We start from the raw sequence: 20,118 nt of genomic DNA, 5'->3' as shown, positions 1-20,118 counted from the left end.
CGCCCGCCGAGCGGGCATGCAGCGCTGGAGCATGAGACACCGAAGCCCAAACTGGCCCGCCCGGTGTGGGCCGAGTGACGGTCCATACGACTAGGGTTGTGGCATGAGTGTGCGGCGCGTGATGGGGACCGAGGTCGAGTACGGCGTGTCGGTGCCCGGCCAGCCAGGTGCGAACCCGATGGTGACCTCCTCGCAAGTGGTCAACGCCTACGGGGCACGGCCCGAGCTCACCAAGGGTGGGCGGGCCCGCTGGGACTACGAAGAGGAGTCGCCGCTGCGCGACGCGCGTGGGTTCACCTACTCGGGCGCGCTCTACGATCCCGCGGAGGCGCTCGCCGACGAGGATCTCGGGCTGGCCAACGTGATACTGACCAATGGCGCCCGGCTCTACGTCGACCACGCTCACCCGGAGTATTCCACGCCCGAGGTGACCAACCCGCGCGACGTGGTGCTGTGGGACAAGGCCGGCGAGCGGGTCATGGCCGAGGCCGCCCGGCGGGCCGCGACGATTCCCGGCACGCTGCCGATCCACCTGTACAAGAACAACACCGACAACAAGGGCGCCAGCTACGGCGCCCACGAGAACTACCTGATGCGCCGGCAGACACCGTTCGCCGACATCGTCATGCACCTCACCCCGTTCTTCGTCACCCGCCAGATCGTCTGCGGCGCCGGCCGGGTCGGCATCGGGCAGGACGGCTCGGGGCCGGGGTTCCAGCTCTCCCAGCGGGCCGACTTCTTCGAGGTCGAGGTCGGGCTGGAGACGACGCTCAAGCGTCCCATCATCAACACCCGCGACGAGCCGCACGCCGACGCGGACAAGTATCGCCGGCTCCACGTGATCATCGGCGACGCCAACTTGTCGGAGATTTCGACGTACCTCAAAGTCGGAACGACCTCGCTCGTGCTCGCGATGATCGAGGACAAGGTGCTCGCGGGTGACCTGGGCATCGCCGACCCGGTCACCGAGCTCAAGTCGGTCAGTCACGACCCGGCGCTCAAGCACCTCATCCGCATGCGGGATGGGCGGCGGCTCACCGCGCTGGACATCCAGTGGGCCTTCTACGAGCGGGCCCGCGCCTTCGTCGAGGAGCGGCAGGGCGCCGACGCCGACGAGATCACCCTCGACGTGCTCGACCGGTGGGAGGACGCGCTGGACAAGCTCGGCCGCGACCCCATGCTGTGCGCCGGCGAGCTGGACTGGGTGGCCAAGCTGCGGCTGCTGGAGGGCTACCGGGAGCGGGAGTCGCTCGGCTGGTCCTCGCACAAGCTGCAGCTCGTCGACCTGCAGTATTCCGACGTCCGGCCGGAGAAGGGGTTGTACCAGCGGCTGGTGGCCCGCGGCTCGATGGCCACGCTGTTCTCCGAGGATGAGGTCCAGCGGGCGATCGTCGAGCCGCCGGACGACACCCGGGCGTATTTCCGCGGGCGCTGCCTGGCCAAGTACCCGGCCGAGGTGGTGGCGGCCAGCTGGGACTCGGTCATCTTCGACGTGGGCCGCGAGTCGCTCGTGCGGGTGCCGATGATGGAGCCCGAGCGAGGGACCAAGAAGCACGTCGGCGCGCTGTTCGACAAGTGCCCGAGTGCGAAGGATCTGCTCGAAGCGATCACTTCCGGGTAAGTTCGATGCAGCGGTTCGTTTGGTGGTCCCCCCGAGGAGGATGAGGCATGGCTACGAGGGATACGGGCGGGCAGTCCCAGTCCGGCAAGTCTCGGCGCGAAGACGAGCAGGAAGCCGTCGCGCCCGAGGTCAACCCGGAGACGGCCGAGCGGGTCGAGCAGCTGGGCGAGGACGTCGACGACCTCCTCGACGAGATCGACTCCGTGCTCGAGGAGAACGCCGAAGAGTTCGTCCGCGGATACGTGCAAAAGGGCGGCGAGTAACCCTCGTCGTCTGTTCCTGACCGACGCGGGGCCGCGCGAGGCACCCGCGACAAGCCGGCCCGGCCCGGTGCCGGGCGGTGTCCCGTGAAGCCCGCTGCCCGGCACCGGTAGCGTGGCGTTCGCGGGCCACCGGGCGAAGTCCAGCCCGCCCGTCCGGCGCTCGCCGGGCGGGCGGCGCTTGTTCGCCCACAGCGTTGTGGCGCGCCGCTTGCGGGACGTTCCGCGGCGTATTGTTGGCGCACCAGAGTCGATCACTGCCACGAAGGAGGAGCTCCGTTGCCGACGGGTCTTGACCACTCAGGGCGCCTGCCCGCCGCGTTTCACGCCGCCGGGACCTCGTCGTTCAGCGAGTTCCTCTCCTCGGTGGCGCCCGAGATGCTCCCGGGCCGGCGGCCGCTGCCGCCGGGAATGGCGGTCGACGTGAGCGCACACGCCACCACGATCGTCGCGATCAGCTGCGCCGACGGGGTCCTGATGGGCGGCGACCGGCGCGCGACGATGGGCAACCTCATCGCACAGCGCGACATCGAGAAGGTCTTCGCCGCCGACGCGTATTCGCTGGTCGGCATGGCCGGCACGGCCGGCTTCGGGCTCGAGATGATGCGGCTGTTCCAGGTCGAGCTGGAGCACTACGAGAAGATCGAGAGCAGCATGCTCTCCCTCGAGGGCAAGGCCAACCGGCTGGCCAGCATGGTCCGCAACAACCTCGGCGCCGCGATGCAGGGCCTCGCCGTCGTGCCGCTGTTCGCGGGCTTCGACCTCGACGCCAAGAGCGTCGACAAGGCCGGGCGCATCTTCAGCTTCGACGTCGCCGGCGGCGTCTACGAGGAGCGCGGCTACGACTCGATCGGCTCGGGCTCGCTGTTCGCCAAGTCGTCCCTCAAGAAGCGCTACCGCCCGGGCGTGACCACCGAGGAGGCCGTCAAGCTCGCCATCGAGGCGCTCTACGACGCCGCCGACGACGACACCGCGACCGGCGGCCCCGACCTGCTGCGGGGCATTTTCCCGGTGGTGATGACCGCCACCGCCGAGGGCACCCGGCGGTATACCGACGACGAGACCCGCGCGCTCGCCGAGCAGATCATCGCCGAGCGCACCGACAACCCCGGCGTCTGACCGTAGACCTCCCCACCAGCAGAAGGAGAACTCGCCACCGTGGCCATGCAGTTCTACGCCTCGCCCGAGCAGATCATGCGGGACCGCTCGGAATACGCGCGCAAGGGCATCGCCCGTGGTCGCAGTGTCGTGGTGCTCAGCTACGAGGGCGGCGTGCTCTTCGTCGCCGAGAACCTGTCGACCGCCCTGCACAAGGTCAGCGAGATCTACGACCGCATCGGCTTCGCCGCGGTCGGCCGCTACCCGGAGTTCGAAAACCTCCGCTCCGCCGGCGTGCGCCTGGCCGACCTCCACGGCTACTCCTACGGCCGCCGCGACGTCACCGGCCGCCAGATCGCCAACGCCTACGCCCGCACCCTCGGCGCGATCTTCACCCAGGAGCAGAAGCCCTACGAGGTGGAGATCTGCGTCGCCGAGGCCGGCCCCACCGCCGCCCAGGACGAGCTGTACCGGATCACCTACGACGGCTCCGTCCAGGACGAGCCCGGACTCGTCACCATGGGCGGCCAGTCCGACACCATCTCCGGCGCCGTGAAAACCCGCCTGCGGCCCGACCAGACGCTCGCAGAGGCCCTGAAGCTGGCCGTGGAGGGTCTGGGCAGCGTCGGCGGCGAGGGCGGCCAGCCCCGCAAGCTGGCGGCCAACCAGCTGGAGGTCGCGGTCCTGGACCGCCACCGCCCGGGCCGCACCTTCCGGCGCCTCACCGGCCTCGCGCTGACCGCGATCCTGGAGGAGCAGTCCCCGGCCAAGACCGAGGACGTCGAGGACGGCCTGGAGGACAAGCCCCAGCCGCCCGCCTCGCCGAGCACCCCGGCCGACAACGCCTCCGGCCCCGCCCCGGCCGAGCCAACCCCCGACGAGCCCGAGGCCCCCGAGGCCGAGTAGCACCGCCCGCGGCCCCCGGCTCCGGCGGCCCGCGGGCCCGCGGCCCGGCAGCGGGTGGCTTCGGCAGCGCCCCAGCTCCGGCGGCCCACGCGCGGCTGCGGGGGCCCGGCGGCAGGGCTCTGGCAGCGCCCCAGCTCCGGCGGCCCGCGCGCGGCGGGTGGCTTCGGCAGCGCCCAGTTCCGGCGGCCCGCGCCCCAGCGGCGGCCCGCGGCGGGGCTGCGGCGCGGCGGCGGCCCACGCGCGGCGGCGGCCCGCGCGCGGCGGCGGCCCACGCGCGGCGGCGGCCCACGCGCGGCGGCGGGGGCGGCGGCGGCCCGCGGCGCGGCGGCGGCCCGCGGCGCGGCGGCGGCCCGCGGCGCGGGGGCGGGGCTTCGGCAGGCCCACCTCTGGCAGCCCGCGCCCCAGCTCCGGCCTGCGGCGCGGCGGCGGCCCAGGGCCCGGGGGCTTCGGCAGCGCGCCAGCTCCGGCAGCCAGCGGTCCGGCGGTGGCCCATGGCCCGGGGGTTCCACCGTGTGGTCCAGGAACTCCAGCGTGCCGCCCAATGGCCCTCAGGGGTCACGTCCGCTGGCGTGGTGTGTGAGGCCAGTGCCCTTGATTGCGCTGGTTGACGTCCAGCGCCGTCGCAGGCCGGGAGCCGGTGGCCGCCGGTGGGGCGTGAGCGGTCAGCGGCGTCGACCCCTGGGCGGCGCGGCAGGGCGGACCGGTGCGGATGTCGCACCCGTCGGGCGCAACCGCCGACCTGCGCGGCCGAGCCGGACGTATGTCTCCGTGATCATGCTGTCCGCAGTGGCGCACCACGGGTTTGCCATGATCCCGGAGACTTGTGGTACACGGGGGTACATCAGCACTCCGTGATCATGAAAAACCGTTGGTGTCGGTGCCGGGTTGTGCATGATCGCGGAGAGTTCCGGTCGCTGCGCCGTGGCGCAGGCCCCGCTGCGCGCCCGTTGGTGAAACCCTCGCGACACATATCCGGCATGTCCGAAATATCCGGCCGGGACCTGGTTGACGCCGCCCGCCGCGGTGGGGCCGCGGCGGGGCGGGGTGACGGTCAGGCGCGGATGAGCGCCAGTAGCAGGATCACGAAGGCGCGGCCCAGGTAGATGGTGGCCTTCACCGGCGAGTTGCTCGGCGTGCCCGCCATCCGGGGGCGCATCGCGACCGGGATCTGCGTGATCTTGTAGTTGTTGCGCGCGAGCCGGACCAGGACCTCGATCGTGTCGCCGAGGTACTCGGCCGGGTACCAGTGCGCAAAGAACTCGATCACGCGCCGGTTGCATGCCCGGTGGCCCGACGTCGTGTCCGTGAGGCGGGTGTGCGAGATCCGCGAGATGACGGCCGAGAGCATCCGCATCGCCCACTTGCGCGGGCCCTTGACCGAGTAGCCGCCCTCGCCGGCGAAGCGGGCCCCGATGACCAGGTCGTGCTCCTCGAGGGCGTCGACGAGTTTCGGGATGTACCGCGGGTCGTGCTGGCCGTCCGCGTCGACCTGGATGGCCACGTCGTAGCCGTGGTCGCGGGCATACCGGTAGCCGGTGCGCATCGCGCCGCCCACGCCCAGGTTGAACGGCAGCTTGGCGACGATCGCGCCGGCCGCGGCGGCCCGGGCCGCGGTGTCGTCGGAGGAGCCGTCGTCGACGACGATGACGTCGACGGTCGGCAGCTCGCCGTGGACCTCGCGCACGACGTCGGCGATCGAGGCGGCCTCGTTCCAGGCCGGGATGATGATGAGGACGCGCTTACCGTTGATCATCCGGGACCACCTCCTGGGCGGGCAGCTCCTGCGGCACCGGCTGCCCGGGTCGGGGCCGGCCCAGCTCGCTGCGCAGCAGTGCCAGATCCTCGGCCAGGGTGCGCGTCTCCTCCTCCAACCGGCTGACCTCCCAGCTCAGATGGACGGTCACCAGCAGCAGGAAGACGATGCCGAGGAACAGCACCAGGCTCACGCCGGACACGATGCCGAGCAGCTTGGCGAGATTGTCGGTGATGAACGGGAAGAACGCCAGCGGCACGATCACGATGCTCACGAGGAGCCACAGGATGGCGTACTTCTCCTGCAGCTGCCGCCGGCGCAGCAGCTCGACCATGAAGGCGAGCACCGCCAGCGCCGTCAGGCCGGTGACGATCGTCAGCTTCACCGGGCACCTCCCTCGGACGTCGCTGCCAGCATGTCACGCAGCATCTCGGGCCAGGGCCGCAGCGGCGCCAGGCCGGCCGCGGCCCACCGGGCGTGGCCCAGCACGCTGTAGGAGGGGCGGGGGGCCGGGCGCACGAAGGCGGCGCTGGTGGTGCGGTGCACCCGCGCCGGGTCGTGGCCGGCGCCCTCGAAGACCGCCTCGGCCAGCCCGTGCCAGGAGGTCTGGCCCGACGCCGTGCCGTGGTAGACCCCGGCGGGGGCGCCCGCGCCGGCGAGCGCGACGAGCCGCTCGGCCAGGTCGCGCGACCAGGTGGGCTGCCCGACCTGGTCGTCGACGACCTCGACGAAGTCGCGTTCGCGCGCGAGGCGCAGCATGGTGCGCACGAAGTTGTTGCCGTGGGTGCCGTACAGCCACGCCGTGCGCACGACGTAGCCGGTCTCGGGCAGCGTCCGCAGCACGGCCCGCTCGCCGGCCAGCTTGCTGCGGCCGTAGGCGTTCAGCGGCGCGGTCGGCGCGTCCTCGGCGTAGGGCTCGGTGGCGTCGCCGGCGAAGACGTAGTCGGTGGAGACGTGCAGCAGCCGGGCGCCGGTCGCGGCGCAGGCGGTGGCGAGGGTGGCCACGCCCGTGCCGTTGACCGCGGTCGCGCCCGCCTCGTCGGACTCGGCGCCGTCGACGTCGGTCCAGGCGGCGGCGTTGAGGACCACGTCGTGGCCCTCGACGACGTCGCGGACCTTGGCCGCGTCGGTGATGTCCAGCTCGGCGCGGGTGGCGGCGGTGACGTCGCGCCCGTCGAGCACCGCCAGCAGGTCGTGCCCGAGCATGCCGCCAGCCCCGGTGACCAGGTATCGGGTCATGAGCCCAGCGCCGCCCGGGCCTTGAGCGGCTCCCACCAGGACCGGTTGGCCTGGTACCAGGCCACCGTCTCGGCGATGCCCTGCTCGAACGTCACCTGGGGGGTGTAGCCGAGCTCGTTGCTGATCTTGTCGATGTTCAGCGAGTACCGCCGGTCATGGCCCTTGCGGTCCTCGACGTAGCGCACCGAGCTCTCCCAGTCACGGCCGGTGGCGGCGAGCAGGGTCTCGGTGAGCTCCCGGTTGGTCAGCTCCCGGCCGCCGCCGATGTTGTAGACCTCGCCGGGCCGGCCCTTCTCCAGGGCGAGCTGGATGCCGGCGCAGTGGTCCGACACGTGCAGCCAGTCGCGGATGTTGCCCCCGTCGCCGTAGAGCGGGACCGTCCCGCCGTCGATCAGATTGGTGACGAACAGCGGAATCACCTTTTCGGGGAACTGGTAGTGGCCGTAGTTGTTCGAGCAACGGGTCACCACCACCTCCATGCCGTGGGTGCGGTGGTACGCCAGGGCCAGCAGGTCGGAGCCGGCCTTCGACGCCGAGTAGGGCGAGTTGGGCGACAGCGGCCAGTCCTCGGTCCAGGACCCTTCCTGGATCGAGCCGTACACCTCATCGGTCGACACGTGCAGGAAACGCCCGACCCCGGCCGCCCGGGCCGCGTCGAGCAGCACCTGCGTGCCCAGGATGTTGGTCGTCACGAACGGCCCGGCGCCCAGGATCGAGCGGTCCACGTGCGACTCGGCGGCGAAGTGCACGACCGCGTCGTGGCCCGGCATCAGCTCGCCGACGAGGCCGGCGTCGCAGATGTCGCCCTGCACGAACGTGAGGGCCGGGTCGGTGGCGACCGGGGTGAGATTCTCCCGGTTGCCGGAGTAGGTGAGCTTGTCCAGGACGGTCACGGCCGCACCGGCATACGCGGGATAACCGCCGCTCAGCATGGTTCGCACATAGTGCGAGCCGATGAAACCGGCGCCGCCGGTGACGAGGATTCTCACGGGATCGGGAGTCTAGTCGAACCCCCTCGTGTCCGGGTCGACCCCGCCCGCGCACAGCCCGTAAGGTGGCCGCGTGCGTGGCATCATCCTTGCCGGCGGGACCGGCTCGCGTCTGTGGCCCCTGACCAAGGCCGTGTCGAAGCAGCTGATGCCCGTCTTCGACAAGCCGATGATCTACTACCCGCTCACCACGCTGGTGATGGCGGGCATTCACGAGATCCTCGTGATCACCACTCCCGAGGACGCCGACCAGTTCCACCGGCTGCTCGGCGACGGCGGCCAGTGGGGCCTGCGGATCAGCTACGCGGAGCAGCCCCGCCCCGAGGGCCTGGCCCAGGCGTTCATCATCGGCGCGGACTTCATCGGCGACCAGAGCGTGGCGCTGGTCCTCGGCGACAACATCTTCCACGGCGCGGCCCTCGGCCAGCGCCTCGCCGACAACGCCGGGGTCGCGGGCGGCCGGGTCTTCGCCTACCCGGTCGCCAACCCCCAGGACTACGGTGTCGTCGAGTTCGCCGCGGACGGGCGCGTGCTCTCGATCGAGGAGAAGCCCGTCCGCCCCAAGTCCCGCTACGCGGTGCCGGGGTTGTACTTCTACGACAACCGCGTCGTGCAGATCGCCCGCGAGCTCAAGCCCAGCGACCGCGGCGAGCTGGAGATCACCGCCGTCAACGCCGCCTACCTGGAGCGTGACGAGCTGCACGTGGTCGTGCTCGACCGTGGCACTGCCTGGCTCGACACGGGTACCTTCCACACGATGGTGCAGGCCGCCGAGTTCGTCCGGGTGATCGAGGAGCGGCAGGGCTTCAAGATCGGCTGCGTCGAGGAGGTCTGCTGGCGGGCCGGCCTGATCACCGACGACCAGCTACGGGACCTCGCCGAGCCGCTGCGCAAGAGCGGATACGGCGAATACCTCCTCCACCTGCTGGATTGGGAGAACTAGGGGAGCGGGGCAGAATCGCACCCGCCACCAAGACCGACACGCTACGGAGCGGCACGTGAAGATCCGACAGCTCTCGATCGGCGACGCCTGGGAGATCACCCCGGTGCTGCATGGGGACCCCCGGGGCCTGTTCTCGGAGTTCTACCGCTTCGACCACCTGGCCGCCGAGGTCGGCCACCCCCTGCGGCTGGCACAGGGCAACCTGTCGGTCTCCGCGCGCGGGGTGGTGCGCGGCATCCACTTCGCCGACGTGCCGCCGGGCCAGGCCAAATATGTGACGTGTACCCGCGGTGCTGTGCTCGACGTGGTCGTCGACCTCAGGGTCGGATCCCCGACATTCGGCCGCTGGGAGGGCGTCCAGCTCGACGACGTCGACCGGCGCGCGGTCTACCTCTCCGAGGGGCTCGGCCACGGCTTCTGCGCGCTCAGCGACGACGCGACCCTGACGTACCTCTGCTCGGAGAGTTACAACCCGCTGGGTGAGCACGGCATCCACCCGCTCGACCCCGAGCTGGACATCGCCTGGCCTGCCGCGGAGCCGATCCTGTCGGCCCGCGACGCGGCCGCCCCGACGCTGGCGGAGGTGCTCGCCTCGGGCGGGCTACCCGACTACGCCACCTGCCAGAGGTATACCGAAACTCTGCGCTCCCAAAAGGGCTAGATCCGCCCCGCGGCGGCTAATGTCTTTACATGGACCGGCGAATTTTCGGCCTTGAGACCGAATACGGTGTCACGTGCACCTACCGGGGGCAGCGCCGCCTGTCGCCGGACGAGGTCGCCCGCTACCTGTTCCGGCGTGTCGTTTCGTGGGGCCGTTCCAGCAACGTGTTCCTGCGCAACGGCGCGCGCCTCTACCTGGATGTGGGCTCACACCCGGAATACGCCACGCCCGAATGCGACTCGGTGCCCGATCTGGTCGTCCACGACCGGGCCGGCGAGCGCATCCTCGAGGGACTGCTGGTCGACGCCGAGCGCCGGCTGCACGACGAGGGGATCGCGGGCGAGATCTACCTGTTCAAGAACAACACCGACTCCGCCGGCAACTCCTACGGCTGCCACGAGAACTACCTGGTCAGCCGGCACGGCGAGTTCGGCCGCCTGGCCGACATCCTGATCCCGTTCCTGGTCACCCGCCAGCTCATCTGCGGCGCCGGCAAGGTGCTGCAGACCCCGCGCGGCGCCGTCTACTGCCTGTCCCAGCGCGCCGAGCACATCTGGGAGGGCGTGTCGTCGGCGACCACCCGGTCCCGCCCGATCATCAACACCCGCGACGAGCCGCACGCCGACGCCGAGCGGTACCGCCGCCTGCACGTGATCGTCGGCGACTCCAACATGAACGAGGTCACCACGCTGCTCAAGGTCGGCACCGCCGACATCGTGCTGCGGATGATCGAGGCCGGCGTCGCCATGCGCGACCTGTCGCTGGAGAACCCGATCCGGGCCATCCGGGAGGTCTCGCACGACATCACCGGCCGCCGCCGGGTGCGCCTGGCCAGCGGCAAGGAGATCTCGGCGCTGGAGATCCAGCAGGAGTACTTCGACAAGGCCAGCGAGTTCCTGGACCGCCGCGGCGCCGACGCGGCCACCAAGCGGGTCATGGACCTGTGGGGCCGGGTGCTCAACGCGGTCGAGACGGGCAACCACAAGGAGGTCGAGCGCGAGGTCGACTGGGTGACCAAGCTCGGCCTGATCGAGCGGTACCAGGCCAAACATGACCTGCCGCTGTCTCACCCCCGGGTGGCGCAGATGGACCTCGCCTACCACGACCTGCGCCGGGGCCGGGGCCTCTACGGTCTGCTGGAGAAGCGCGGGCAGGTCGACCGCGTGGCCACCGACCTGGAGATCTTCGAGGCGAAGGAGACCCCGCCGCAGACCACCCGGGCCCGGCTGCGCGGCGAGTTCATCCGCCACGCCCAGGAGCGCCGCCGCGACTTCACCGTGGACTGGGTGCACCTGAAGCTCAACGACCAGGCCCAGCGCACCGTGCTGTGCAAGGACCCGTTCCGCGCCTACGACGAGCGGGTCGACCGGCTCATCGCGAGCATGTGACGAACCGGGCATCCGGGGGTTAGGCTGGCCCGCGCTATGTACGACGCGCCGGACCAGCCGCCCCCGCCCAAGCTCACCGCCGACTTCAACCCGGACCGCCCTGCCCGGAGCCGGCAGGGCCGGCGGCTGCAGCGCATCCGCGAGGAGATCGAGCGCAACCGGACCGAGGGCCCGAAGTATCCGACCTGGCTGCTCGCCCTGATCCTCGTCGTCATCATCGCCGGCTTCACCCTCATCGTGATCTACGCGTGAGGCGCGCCGCCCTCGTCGCCTTCGCCGTCTCGACCCTGCTCGCCGGCTGCACCGACGACGGCCCCCGCCGCTCACCCTTGCCGGCGGCATCGCCGCCCGCGGCCGAGGCGTCCCATCCGGCGATACCGTCGCCGAGCCTGCCGCCCGCGGTGAACTCCGACGGCTGCCAGGGCCTCATCGCCGCCGCGCAGGTCCAGCAGGCCACCGGGCTGCCCGTCCAGCCCAGCCAGGGGGACGGGGCGGCGGCGGTGGCGCAGTACGGCCAGGCGGTGCAGAGCCTGGGCCTGTCCGCGCGGGCCCGGATGTGCCCGTTCGGCAGCCCGGCCGGCGACCAGGTGACGGTGGTCGCCCTGACCTTCCCCGACGCGGGCCAGGCCCAGAAGCTGTGGACGACGATCGCCTCGCTCGAGGCGGTCGGCGGGGTGGGGGAGGCGGCCTTGAGCGACAGGTCGAAGACGCTGCTGGCCCGCCGCGGCAAGGCCATCGTCGCCGTCTACCTGGTCGCGGCCGCCGCCCCGGACGCCGACCATCTGGCTCAACTCCGCTCGGTCGCGAACACGGCCCTCTCCAAGGCCTGACCCGCTCCGCCGCCGGCGTCGATGCCCGACTTTCCGGAAATGTTCGCCACTCCGTGACGGACATTTCCGACATTTCGGTTATGCGCTGATTGCCCCGGGATTGGCCGATGCGGCGACCATAAGTCTCCGTGATCCTGCATGCGATCGGCTCGTCACGCCAGTTTTCGATGATCGCGGAGACATATGGTACTCATAGGTACATTTTGGCTCCACGATCATGAAAAACCGCGGTGCGCCGACCGTGTTCGTCATGATCGCGGAGTCTTTTCGCCGCTGAGTGTTCCGGTGCGTAACCGAAATATCGGATATGTCCGCCACGAAGTGGCGACATATCCCGTCCGTAGCGTGCCCCGTCCGTAGCGTGCCCCGTCCGCAGCGTGCTGCGGCTGGGGGCTGGGGGCTGTCAAGTTAACCCGCGGCCGGGCGGTGTGGGGCGCTGCGGTGCGGGGACGTGGGGTGGCGGTGGGTTGGGTGGGTCAGGGGTGGGGGGTGGTCGATGTGGCGGCGTGGCGGCCGGCGGCGGCGGCGGAGAGGAAGTAGGCCGTGTCCTGGGTGAAGTCGCGGCCCATCGTCGAGAGCTTCACCGGCAGCGCGGCCAGGGCCTCGGCGAGGTCCGTCGAGGGCACCTCGACCAGGGTATGGGGCGGGCACAGGGCGGACAGGGCCGGGCGGACCACGGCGGCCAGGGCGGGGGAGAGGTCCGCAGGCATCACCAGGTCCGCCGGGGCCAGGGCGACCCGGCCGAACGCGGTCAGGCTGTGGTGCGACACGCCCCGGTGGCGGGGGCGCGGGTCGGCGTCGGAGATGCGGGGTGCGGCGACCGGGTGGCCGCCCAGGGCTGCCACCGCGTTCACCGCCTCGCCGGCGGCGACGCCGGAGAAGCCCCAGCTCGTACCGGTGCCGAGGTTTCCCGGGCCCTGCGTGACGACGGCCAGGTCGGCGCCCAGGCCGTGCCGGGCGGCGAGCAGGGCGCTGTGGACGTTCGTCGACTCGAGGTCGCCGCCGAAGGCCTGGCCCGCGGTGACCGTGCCGGCGAGCAGCGGGCGCAGGGCGTCCAAGGTCCGGGAGAACCAGGCGGGCAGGGCGCCGCCGTCGGTCATGACGTAGGCGATGCGCGCGTCCGGGCGGGTGGCCAGCGCGCCGGCCACGACGGCCGGGAGGGCCGAGTGCAGGTCGGCCACGACGACCGGCATGGCGGCCAGGTCGCTGGCGCCGGCCAGGGCGGCGCGCAGCGGCGAGGCCTCCTCGTCGGCGGCCAGGACGATCGCCTGCAGCGGCGTGTAGCGGGCCTTGACCACGTGGCCGGGGGCGTCGACGTCCTCGGGCAGGCGGTCGGGGAGGGCCACGACCAGCGCGTACCCGCCGGTGCCCAGGCCCAGCGCGAGCGCGTTGAGGTTGAGCAGCACCCGGTCGCCGGGGCGCGGGGTGCCGACGAGCGCGGGGTACGCCAGTGCGCGTACCGAATCGGGATCTTCTGCTCTTCGGGTTTCGACGGTGACGTCGAGCTCCAGGCTGCCGCGCCACTCGCGGCGGGCGGCGACGACGGTACCCCAGCGCCAGCGGATCACGGCGCATACCGTAACGCAGCGACGCAGCGCGCATCCCCCGTGACCGTGTGAACGCTCACCGCGTGGGTGGCGCAGAACAGGCGTTCGGGCTGGTAGGTTCGCTCCGTGTCGCGGACCCGAACCGAGCGCCTGGTGAATCTGGTCATCTGCCTGCTCGCTACGCGCCGCTTCCTGACCGCCGAGCAGATCGCCGCGATCGTGCCCGGCTATGAGCACGACCCCAACGACGAGCGTGACCACGAGGCGTTCCAGCGCAAGTTCGAGCGGGACAAGTCGGAGCTGCGCGAACTCGGCGTACCGCTCGAAATGGGCACGGCGAGCATCTTCGACAACGAGCAGGGTTATCGCATCGCGCGCCGGGAGTATGCGCTGCCCGACATCCCGCTCGCGCCCGACGAGGCGGCCGCGGTCGGCATCGCCGCGCGGCTGTGGCAGCAGACCGGGCTGGCCGCGGCGGCGTCGTCGGGGCTGGCGAAGCTGCGCGCCGGCGGCATCGACGTCGACCCGCACGCCACCCTCGGCGTCGAGGCCGTGGTGACGGTCGACCCGGCGTTCGAGCCGCTGACGGCGGCGGTGCGCGACCGGCAGGCGGTCACGTTCTCCTACCGGGTCCCCGAGCGCGACGGCGCCGGTGTGCGGCGGCTGCAGCCGTGGGGTGTGGTCTGCTGGCGCGGGCGGTGGTATGTCGTCGGCCACGACCTCGACCGGGGCGCCGAGCGCTGCTTCCGCCTCTCGCGGATCGTCAGCGGGGTGCGCCGGATCGGCCGCCGCGGGGCCTACGAGCCGCCCAAGGCCGACCTGATCGGCTATGTGGCCAGCTCCAGCGGCCCGGTCGAGCGCACCGGCCGGGCGACCGTGCTGGTGCGGCCGGGCAAGGCGGCGGGGGTGCGGCGCTGGGCGGAGCGCAGCGTCGGCGGCCCCGACGGCGACCGGCTCACGCTGAGCTACGCCGACGTCGACCAGTTCGCGGCCTGGCTGGTCGGCTACGGCGCCGACGTGGTCGTGCTCGACCCGCCCGAGGTGCGCGACGAGGTGGTTCGCCGGCTCCGCGCGGTCGCGGCCGCCTACGACTCGGCCGCCGCCGGGATCGGGGTGCCCGCTTGACCAACTCCGCCGACCGGCTCGGCCGGTTGCTCAACCTGGTGCCGTATCTGCAGGCCCGGCCCGGTATCACGATCGCCGAGGCGGCCGCGGACCAGGGCATCACCGACCGTCAGCTGCGCGAAGATCTCGAACTGCTGTGGATGTGTGGTCTTCCGGGGTACGGTCCGGGCGACCTCATCGACATGGCACTCGTCGGCGACAGCGTGACCCTCACCTACGACGCCGGCATCGACCGCCCGCTGCGGCTGACGCCCGACGAGGCGCTGGCCCTCATCGTGGCGCTGCGGATGCTCGCCGAGACGCCGGGCGTGACCGCGGGCGACGGCGTGCACCGCGCGCTGGCCAAGATCGAGCGCGCGGCCGGCGACCTCGCCGACGCGCCGGTCGAGGTGCGGCTGCCGGGTAACACCGACCGGCTGGAGGAGCTGCGCGGCGCGGTCGACCGCCGGCACGCGCTGCGTATCACGTACTACACCGCCACCCGTGACGAGACCACCGAGCGGATCGTCGACCCGATGCGGGTGCTGGTCGTCGGCCGGTGGGCGTATCTGGAGGCGTGGTGCCGGCGCGCCGAGGCGGTCCGGCTGTTCCGGGTCGACCGCATCGACGCCTCCACCGAGCTCGACGAGCCCGCCCAGGTGCCGCGCCAGGCCCGCCCGACCGACACCCGCACCGGCAGCCTGTTCACGCCGACCCCGGACCTGCCCCTGGTCACGTTGCGGGTCGGGCGGGGCGCGCGGTGGATCACCGAGCAGTACCCGTGCGAAGAGGTCGTGCGCGGCCCGGGCGAGCATTGGACCGTCTCGCTGCGCGCCTCCGACCTGGCCTGGGCCCGCCGGTTCGTGCTCGGTCTCGGCGCCGAGGTGACCGTGCTCGCCCCGCCCGCCCTGGCCGAGTCCGTCGCCGCCGAGGCCAACACGGCGCTCGCGGCTTACCTGCAGTGAGGCGCCCACGGGCATAGCGGCCGGTGGCGCGCTGGCGGCCCTACCTGCGGTGAGCGGCCACGTGCATTAAGGTCGATCACGTGCTGTGGTGGATCTCGGGCGGAATCGTCGTCGTCGCGCTCATCGTCCTGATCGCGGTGGCCATGAGCGTCCTGGCGCGGCTGCGCGCGTTCGACAACGCCGCCCGCGCGATGCAGGCCCGCCTGGTCGACGGCCAGCAGCGGGTGGAGCCCCGGCTCGCCGCGCTCCAGCAGACCGTCGAGACGATGCTGCCCCAGCTGGAGGCCATGCAGGAGCAGTCCCTCGCATTGCAGGCCCGGCGCGGCGTCGACCCGGAGAACAGTTAACAATCCTGGCGGATGAACCGGGCAAAGCGCACCTTTGTCCGGTCGGACAGTTGACGATCAGGCCGAACAGCGTCAACACTCGTCAGGACTTCAGCGGCCGGACCATTCCCGCTGACCCGGCCACTGCCTTCACCCGTCGGTGGTCAGTAGGATGGGTCCGGCAGCTCAAATACAGTGAGGTGGCTTCACATGGGTGCAGTTAGGCCGTGGCACATCATCGTTCTGGTGGTGGTGCTGATCCTGCTGTTCGGCGCCAAGCGACTCCCTGACGCGGCGCGCGCGCTGGGTCGCTCGATGCGCATCATCAAGGCGGAGACCAAGGGCCTCGCCGATGACGACGTCGACGCCAAGGCCGAGGCGCAGTCGGGCCGTCAGCCGCTCAGCGGCCAGATCGCCGACAACCAGCCGTCGCCGAAGCCGCAGGTGGACCCCGTAGACCACGCACGTGAGCGCTGAGGCGCGCTCCCGTCGTGAGCATCATCGCACGGCGGCGTAACAAGCAGCCGTCGAACTTCCAGCGCGCCGCAGATGGCTCCATGACGCTCCTGGAGCATCTGCGCGAGCTGCGCACCCGGCTTTTCCGCGCCTCCGTGGCGATCGTCATCGGCATCGTCATCGGGTATCTGCTGCACACGAAGATCCTGGAGATCCTGCAGGATCCGTATTGTCAGATCGCGGCCAAGAACGCGATGAACGCCAACAACGGCGTGCTGCCCCCCGGCTACCGGTGTGAGTTCGTGGCCCTCAAGGTCACCGACCCGCTGCTGCTCACACTGAAGATCTCGCTGTGGACCGGGCTCATCGTGGCCTCGCCCTTCTGGATGTACCAGCTGTGGGCCTTCGTCGCCCCCGGCCTGCACCGCAACGAGCGCCGGTGGGCCTACGTGTTCGCCGGCCTCGCCGCCCCACTGTTCGCCGGCGGCGCGGTGCTCGCGTTCATCGTGGTCTCCAAGGGCCTCGAGTTCCTGATCAGCTTCATCAACCCGAACACGTCGATCATGCTCGAGGCGATGGCGTACATCGACTTCGTCACCGGCATGATGCTCGTCTTCGGTGTGGCCTTCGAGTTCCCGCTCGGCATCATGCTGGCCAACATCGCCGGCATCGCGACCGGCAAGCGCCTGCTGGGCTGGTGGCGGATCGCGGTCTTCATCTTCTTCGTCTTCGCCGCCATCGCCACCCCGACCGCCGACCCGTTCGGCATGTCGTTCCTGGCGGCGTGCATGTCGCTGCTGTACTTCGGCGCCGTGATCTTCGCGCTCCTCAACGACAAGCGCCGCGGCCGCAACCGCCCGTCGTATGCCAACATCGATGACGACGAGATCTCCTCCCTCGACTACGACGTCGAGCCGGTGGAGGCGGCCACCCCGATCGACGGCTACGACCCGATCGCCGCCCCGACCCCGGTCGCCGCGCCAACGGCGATCGAGCGCCCCCAGCCGCTGGACCGCGGCTACGACGACATCACGTAGCGCCCACCTCCGGCATCCAGTGCCCCGGGAGTCCTCTCCCAGGGCACTCGCCTGTCCGCCCGCCCCGACTCGCCTGTCCGCCCGCCTGCCCCGGCTCGCCTGTCCGCCTGCCCCCGACTCGCGCGGCCGTCTGCCCCGGCTCGCGCGGCCGACCACGCTCCCGCCTGGTCCGGGCGCGGTCGGCGACTGGACCCACACGCCGGACGCTGCACACCGCGAAGCCCGGCGCAGCGACCGGAAGTCTCCGTGATCATGCGCATCGAGCACCGACACCAACGGTTTTTCATGATCACGGAGCGCTGATGTACCCCCGTGTACCGAAAGTCTCCGGGATCATGGCAAACCCGCAGAACGGCCAGCGCGGGCATCATGATCACGGAGACATACATCCGCTCCGGCCGCGCAAATCGGAGATCGCGCTGGCCGGGTGCCACATCCGCAACGTTCGTCCGCCGGGCCGCGAGCCCGTGAACCCACCGGCCGGGCACGCGTCGGGGCGAAGTCCCGGGCGACATTTCGGATATGTCGCCCGATCGGGGATAAACCGGCCGCAGGCTCCGGTGATCGCGTTGGCGGGGCTGAACGTTTACAGTCTCCGCCGTGAACATCGCGTTGCTCGCCAATCCGACCGCCGGCAAAGGGCGCCGGGCCGGGCTGCTGCCGGCCGTCGTGGAGCGGCTCCGGGAAGGTGGCGCGGCCGTGACGGTGCTGCCCGGGACGCTCGACGGGGCGCGCCGGGCCGTCGACGAGGCCCGTGACGCGGCGCGCCGGGCCGTCGACGAGGGGTGCGACGCGCTCGTGGCCATGGGCGGCGACGGGACGGTCCACCTCGGGCTGCAGGCCGTGGCCGGGACGGGTGTGCCGTTCGGGATCGTGCCGGCCGGCACCGGCAACGACTTCGCCGTGCGGCTCGGGCTGCCCGCCTCGCCGGTGGCCGCGGCCGGGGTCGCCGCCGACGCGCTGCGCGACGGTGGCCGCCGGGCGATCGACCTGGCGCGGGCGGTCGGGGCCGATGGCACCGCCGTGTGGTTCGGGGCGGTGCTCGCCGCCGGGTTCGACGCGTTCGTCAACGAGCGGGCGAACCGGATGCGGTGGCCGCGCGGGGCGCAGCGGTACAACCGGGCCATCGTGGAGGAGCTGCTGACGCTGCGGCCCCGGCGGTACACCATGTGCCTCGACGGCGTCAAAAGCGAGTTCGACTCCGTGCTCGTGGCGGTCGGCAACACGGAGAGCTACGGCGGCGGGTTCCGGATCGCGCCGGGCGCCGACCCGACCGACGGCCTGCTCGACGTCGTGGTGGCCGAGCCGCTCGGGCGGCTCACGCTCATGCGGCTGCGGCCGAGGGTGCTCAAGGGTACCCACGTGCACGACCGCCGGGTGACCGTGCACCGGGCGCGGACGGTCGAGCTGGACAGCGCCGGCGTGACCGCGTACGCAGACGGGGAGCGGATCTCGCCGCTGCCGGTCGCCATCACCTGCGTCCCGGGCGCGCTGACCCTCCTGGGCTGAGTCGCTGGGAACGCACCGTTTTGTCCCCAGCGAGCCCGATATGTCCCGCTGCCCGGAAATAACCGATAAATCGGATAAGTCGTGACGCCGGAGGTGTCATGACTTATCCGGCTCCCGCAGGCCCGGCTCCCGCAGGCCCGGCTCCCGCAGGCCCGGCTCCCGCAGGCCCGGCTCCCGCAGGCCCGCACACCGCGCACGAATCAAGCCGCGCACGAATCAGGCCGCGCACCGGTGCGGGTCAGGCGGCGTTGTGGATGCGGATCTTGACGCCGCTGGCGGTGGACTCGGTGGAGACGTCGGACTGGTCCACCTCGGCCGGGACCGAGAAGCTGCGGGTGAACGAGCTCGAGCTCGACGACGTCGAGGAGAAGTGCGCGCCGCCGGAGTCGCTGCTCGACGAGGAGCTGCTGCCGCCCTTGCCCGAGATCGTCAGGCGGCCGCCGGAGACCTGGACGTGCACGTCCGACGGGTCGATGCCCTCGACCGTGATGACCAGGTCGTCGCCTTCGGTGGCGGTGTGGACCGACGCGGAGTGGGCGTGGTGCGCGGCGCTGCCCAGGTCGTCCTGGAGGCGGGCCAGGGCGTTGGTCGGGTCCCAGCGGTTGAGCGGCATGGTGTACCTCCGGAAGATTCGTGTCGTTGCCTGCACTGTCGCCTTTGGGGCAGGGCGCGACAAGCGCAGAGCCGATGTTGCGACAGTGTTTCCCGGCCGGCGCACTTTCCACACCCGGCTCAGATCAGCCGCAGTACCCCTCCCAGGCCATGAACCTTGCCCGGTTCACTCTCCGGGAGGACAAGCACGCTGCAGCCGGCCGCCGCGGCGCCCGCGTCGGCGGGGGAGTCGCCGACCATCAGGGCGCGTTCCGGATCGACCCGCAGCGTCGCGCAGGCCTGCCAGAAGATCGCCGGGTCCGGCTTGGTGCGCCCGACCTCGTAGGACAGCACGAACGCGTCGACGAGGTCGGCGAAGCCCAGGTCGGCGGCGAGGGCGCGCAGGTCGAAGCCGATGTTGCTGACCACCGCGACGGGCACGCCGGCCTCCCGCAGGGCGCGCAGCGTGGGTACCGTGTCGGCGTAGAGCTCCCAGCCGTCGGCGAGCAGCAGCCGGTCGTAGAGCGCCGTGGCCAGCGACTCGTCGACGGTCGCCGCCAGGCCGGTGTAGCAGGCCCGGTGCGCGGCCGTGGACAGGTCGCGCTCGGCCCACACCTCGGCCAGGTGGGCCGGCACCCGGTGCGGCCTCGGGCCGCCGGCGCGCCCGGCCGTGGTGAGCCGGTCGGCGAGGACGGTCGCCCGGCCCCGGTCCAGCGTCGTCCCGACGCTCTCCGCCGCGAGATTCACCCAGCGCACCGGGTCCTCCACCTGCGCGAGCGTGCCGTGAAAGTCCAGCAGCACCGCCTCAATCGGTCGTCTGGAAGTGAGGGACTCATCGCTTTCCGGCACGCCAGCACGATACCTAGGAGCGGATCCGGGCATCCTTCGCCTAGCC

Annotated in this window: 22 protein-coding genes; 15 read left to right on the top strand and 7 right to left on the bottom strand. The window is 71.6% G+C overall.

Going from position 1 to position 20,118, the window contains the following annotated elements:
• Positions 1-103 precede the first annotated feature (103 nt).
• The 4 genes from dop to prcA all read left to right on the top strand — a co-directional run bounded on the left by dop (position 104) and on the right by prcA (position 3,885).
• Positions 104-1,621 (top strand): depupylase/deamidase Dop, encoded by a 1,518-nt coding sequence (dop, locus tag ACQPXD_RS34020; protein WP_432825420.1) that lies wholly within the window; start codon positions 104-106, stop codon positions 1,619-1,621.
• Positions 1,622-1,668: 47 nt separating this feature from the next.
• Entirely contained in the window at positions 1,669-1,884 is a 216-nt protein-coding gene (locus ACQPXD_RS34015) for a ubiquitin-like protein Pup (RefSeq protein WP_432825419.1), read from the top strand.
• Between the two features lie 276 nt (positions 1,885-2,160).
• Positions 2,161-3,000, top strand: coding sequence for a proteasome subunit beta (gene prcB / locus ACQPXD_RS34010; protein WP_432825418.1), 840 nt, complete (start codon positions 2,161-2,163; stop codon positions 2,998-3,000).
• Positions 3,001-3,039: 39 nt separating this feature from the next.
• A complete protein-coding gene (gene prcA / locus ACQPXD_RS34005; protein WP_432825417.1) occupies positions 3,040-3,885 on the top strand; it encodes a proteasome subunit alpha in 846 nt (281 codons plus the stop codon).
• 1,051 nt (positions 3,886-4,936) lie between these two features.
• Here the strand turns inward: prcA and ACQPXD_RS34000 are convergent.
• The 4 genes from ACQPXD_RS34000 to rfbB are packed head-to-tail and all read right to left on the bottom strand — an operon-like array spanning position 4,937 to position 7,866.
• Positions 4,937-5,638: a glycosyltransferase family 2 protein gene (locus tag ACQPXD_RS34000; protein ID WP_432825416.1), complete on the bottom strand. Its 702-nt coding sequence runs from the start codon at positions 5,636-5,638 to the stop codon at positions 4,937-4,939.
• Positions 5,625-6,023, bottom strand: coding sequence for a DUF2304 domain-containing protein (locus ACQPXD_RS33995; RefSeq protein WP_432825415.1), 399 nt, complete (start codon positions 6,021-6,023; stop codon positions 5,625-5,627). The genes ACQPXD_RS34000 and ACQPXD_RS33995 overlap by 14 nt, the downstream gene beginning before the upstream one ends.
• On the bottom strand, positions 6,020-6,877 hold the full coding sequence (gene rfbD / locus ACQPXD_RS33990) for a dTDP-4-dehydrorhamnose reductase (protein ID WP_432825414.1): 858 nt from the start codon (positions 6,875-6,877) through the stop codon (positions 6,020-6,022). The genes ACQPXD_RS33995 and rfbD overlap by 4 nt, the downstream gene beginning before the upstream one ends.
• On the bottom strand, positions 6,874-7,866 hold the full coding sequence (gene rfbB, locus ACQPXD_RS33985; protein ID WP_432825413.1) for a dTDP-glucose 4,6-dehydratase: 993 nt from the start codon (positions 7,864-7,866) through the stop codon (positions 6,874-6,876). Before rfbB ends, rfbD begins: the two co-directional genes overlap by 4 nt.
• A 73-nt stretch (positions 7,867-7,939) precedes the next feature.
• On the opposite strand from rfbB, the gene rfbA reads away from it, so the two are divergent.
• Genes rfbA through ACQPXD_RS33960 form a run of 5 tightly spaced genes read left to right on the top strand, consistent with a single transcriptional unit; the run spans position 7,940 to position 11,688 of the window.
• Complete coding sequence (gene rfbA, locus ACQPXD_RS33980; RefSeq protein ID WP_432825412.1) at positions 7,940-8,809, top strand: glucose-1-phosphate thymidylyltransferase RfbA; 870 nt, start codon at positions 7,940-7,942, stop codon at positions 8,807-8,809.
• A gap of 55 nt (positions 8,810-8,864) precedes the next feature.
• Positions 8,865-9,470, top strand: a complete 606-nt coding sequence (gene rfbC, locus ACQPXD_RS33975; RefSeq protein WP_432825411.1) for a dTDP-4-dehydrorhamnose 3,5-epimerase — start codon at positions 8,865-8,867, stop codon at positions 9,468-9,470.
• Positions 9,471-9,499: 29 nt separating this feature from the next.
• On the top strand, positions 9,500-10,858 hold the full coding sequence (pafA, locus tag ACQPXD_RS33970) for a Pup--protein ligase (protein WP_432825410.1): 1,359 nt from the start codon (positions 9,500-9,502) through the stop codon (positions 10,856-10,858).
• Between the two features lie 36 nt (positions 10,859-10,894).
• Positions 10,895-11,110, top strand: a complete 216-nt coding sequence (locus ACQPXD_RS33965) for a hypothetical protein (RefSeq protein ID WP_432825409.1) — start codon at positions 10,895-10,897, stop codon at positions 11,108-11,110.
• Complete coding sequence (locus ACQPXD_RS33960; RefSeq protein WP_432825408.1) at positions 11,107-11,688, top strand: hypothetical protein; 582 nt, start codon at positions 11,107-11,109, stop codon at positions 11,686-11,688. The genes ACQPXD_RS33965 and ACQPXD_RS33960 overlap by 4 nt, the downstream gene beginning before the upstream one ends.
• Positions 11,689-12,164: 476 nt before the next feature.
• Here ACQPXD_RS33960 and ACQPXD_RS33955 read toward each other — a convergent pair whose 3' ends face one another.
• Positions 12,165-13,256 (bottom strand): DUF3866 family protein, encoded by a 1,092-nt coding sequence (locus ACQPXD_RS33955; RefSeq protein WP_432825407.1) that lies wholly within the window; start codon positions 13,254-13,256, stop codon positions 12,165-12,167.
• Positions 13,257-13,361: 105 nt separating this feature from the next.
• Between ACQPXD_RS33955 and ACQPXD_RS33950 the strand changes: the two genes are divergently transcribed.
• From ACQPXD_RS33950 to ACQPXD_RS33925, 6 genes are all read left to right on the top strand, one after another.
• Positions 13,362-14,360: a helix-turn-helix transcriptional regulator gene (locus tag ACQPXD_RS33950; RefSeq protein WP_432825406.1), complete on the top strand. Its 999-nt coding sequence runs from the start codon at positions 13,362-13,364 to the stop codon at positions 14,358-14,360.
• Positions 14,357-15,304 carry a helix-turn-helix transcriptional regulator gene (locus tag ACQPXD_RS33945; RefSeq protein ID WP_432825405.1) on the top strand — a complete coding sequence of 316 codons (948 nt, stop codon included), beginning with the start codon at positions 14,357-14,359 and terminating at the stop codon, positions 15,302-15,304. The genes ACQPXD_RS33950 and ACQPXD_RS33945 overlap by 4 nt, the downstream gene beginning before the upstream one ends.
• An 80-nt stretch (positions 15,305-15,384) precedes the next feature.
• Positions 15,385-15,651: a hypothetical protein gene (locus tag ACQPXD_RS33940; RefSeq protein ID WP_432825404.1), complete on the top strand. Its 267-nt coding sequence runs from the start codon at positions 15,385-15,387 to the stop codon at positions 15,649-15,651.
• A 189-nt stretch (positions 15,652-15,840) separates the two neighbouring features.
• The gene (gene tatA, locus ACQPXD_RS33935) at positions 15,841-16,107 is read left to right on the top strand and encodes a Sec-independent protein translocase subunit TatA (RefSeq protein ID WP_432825403.1); all 267 of its coding nucleotides are present in this window, start codon (positions 15,841-15,843) and stop codon (positions 16,105-16,107) included.
• A gap of 80 nt (positions 16,108-16,187) precedes the next feature.
• Entirely contained in the window at positions 16,188-17,123 is a 936-nt protein-coding gene (gene tatC / locus ACQPXD_RS33930; protein ID WP_432844066.1) for a twin-arginine translocase subunit TatC, read from the top strand.
• Between the two features lie 600 nt (positions 17,124-17,723).
• Positions 17,724-18,632: a diacylglycerol kinase gene (locus tag ACQPXD_RS33925; protein WP_432825402.1), complete on the top strand. Its 909-nt coding sequence runs from the start codon at positions 17,724-17,726 to the stop codon at positions 18,630-18,632.
• 238 nt (positions 18,633-18,870) lie between these two features.
• Here ACQPXD_RS33925 and ACQPXD_RS33920 read toward each other — a convergent pair whose 3' ends face one another.
• Positions 18,871-19,245 (bottom strand): Hsp20 family protein, encoded by a 375-nt coding sequence (locus ACQPXD_RS33920; protein WP_432825401.1) that lies wholly within the window; start codon positions 19,243-19,245, stop codon positions 18,871-18,873.
• Positions 19,246-19,364: 119 nt separating this feature from the next.
• Complete coding sequence (locus ACQPXD_RS33915; protein ID WP_432825400.1) at positions 19,365-20,105, bottom strand: HAD family hydrolase; 741 nt, start codon at positions 20,103-20,105, stop codon at positions 19,365-19,367.
• Positions 20,106-20,118: the final 13 nt, after the last annotated feature.

The organism is Dactylosporangium sp. CA-092794 (genome assembly GCF_050948465.1).
GTDB lineage: Bacteria > Actinomycetota > Actinomycetes > Mycobacteriales > Micromonosporaceae > Dactylosporangium.
The sequence above is the reverse complement of the archived record's forward strand: the minus strand, read 5'-3'. Positions and strand labels throughout refer to the sequence as shown.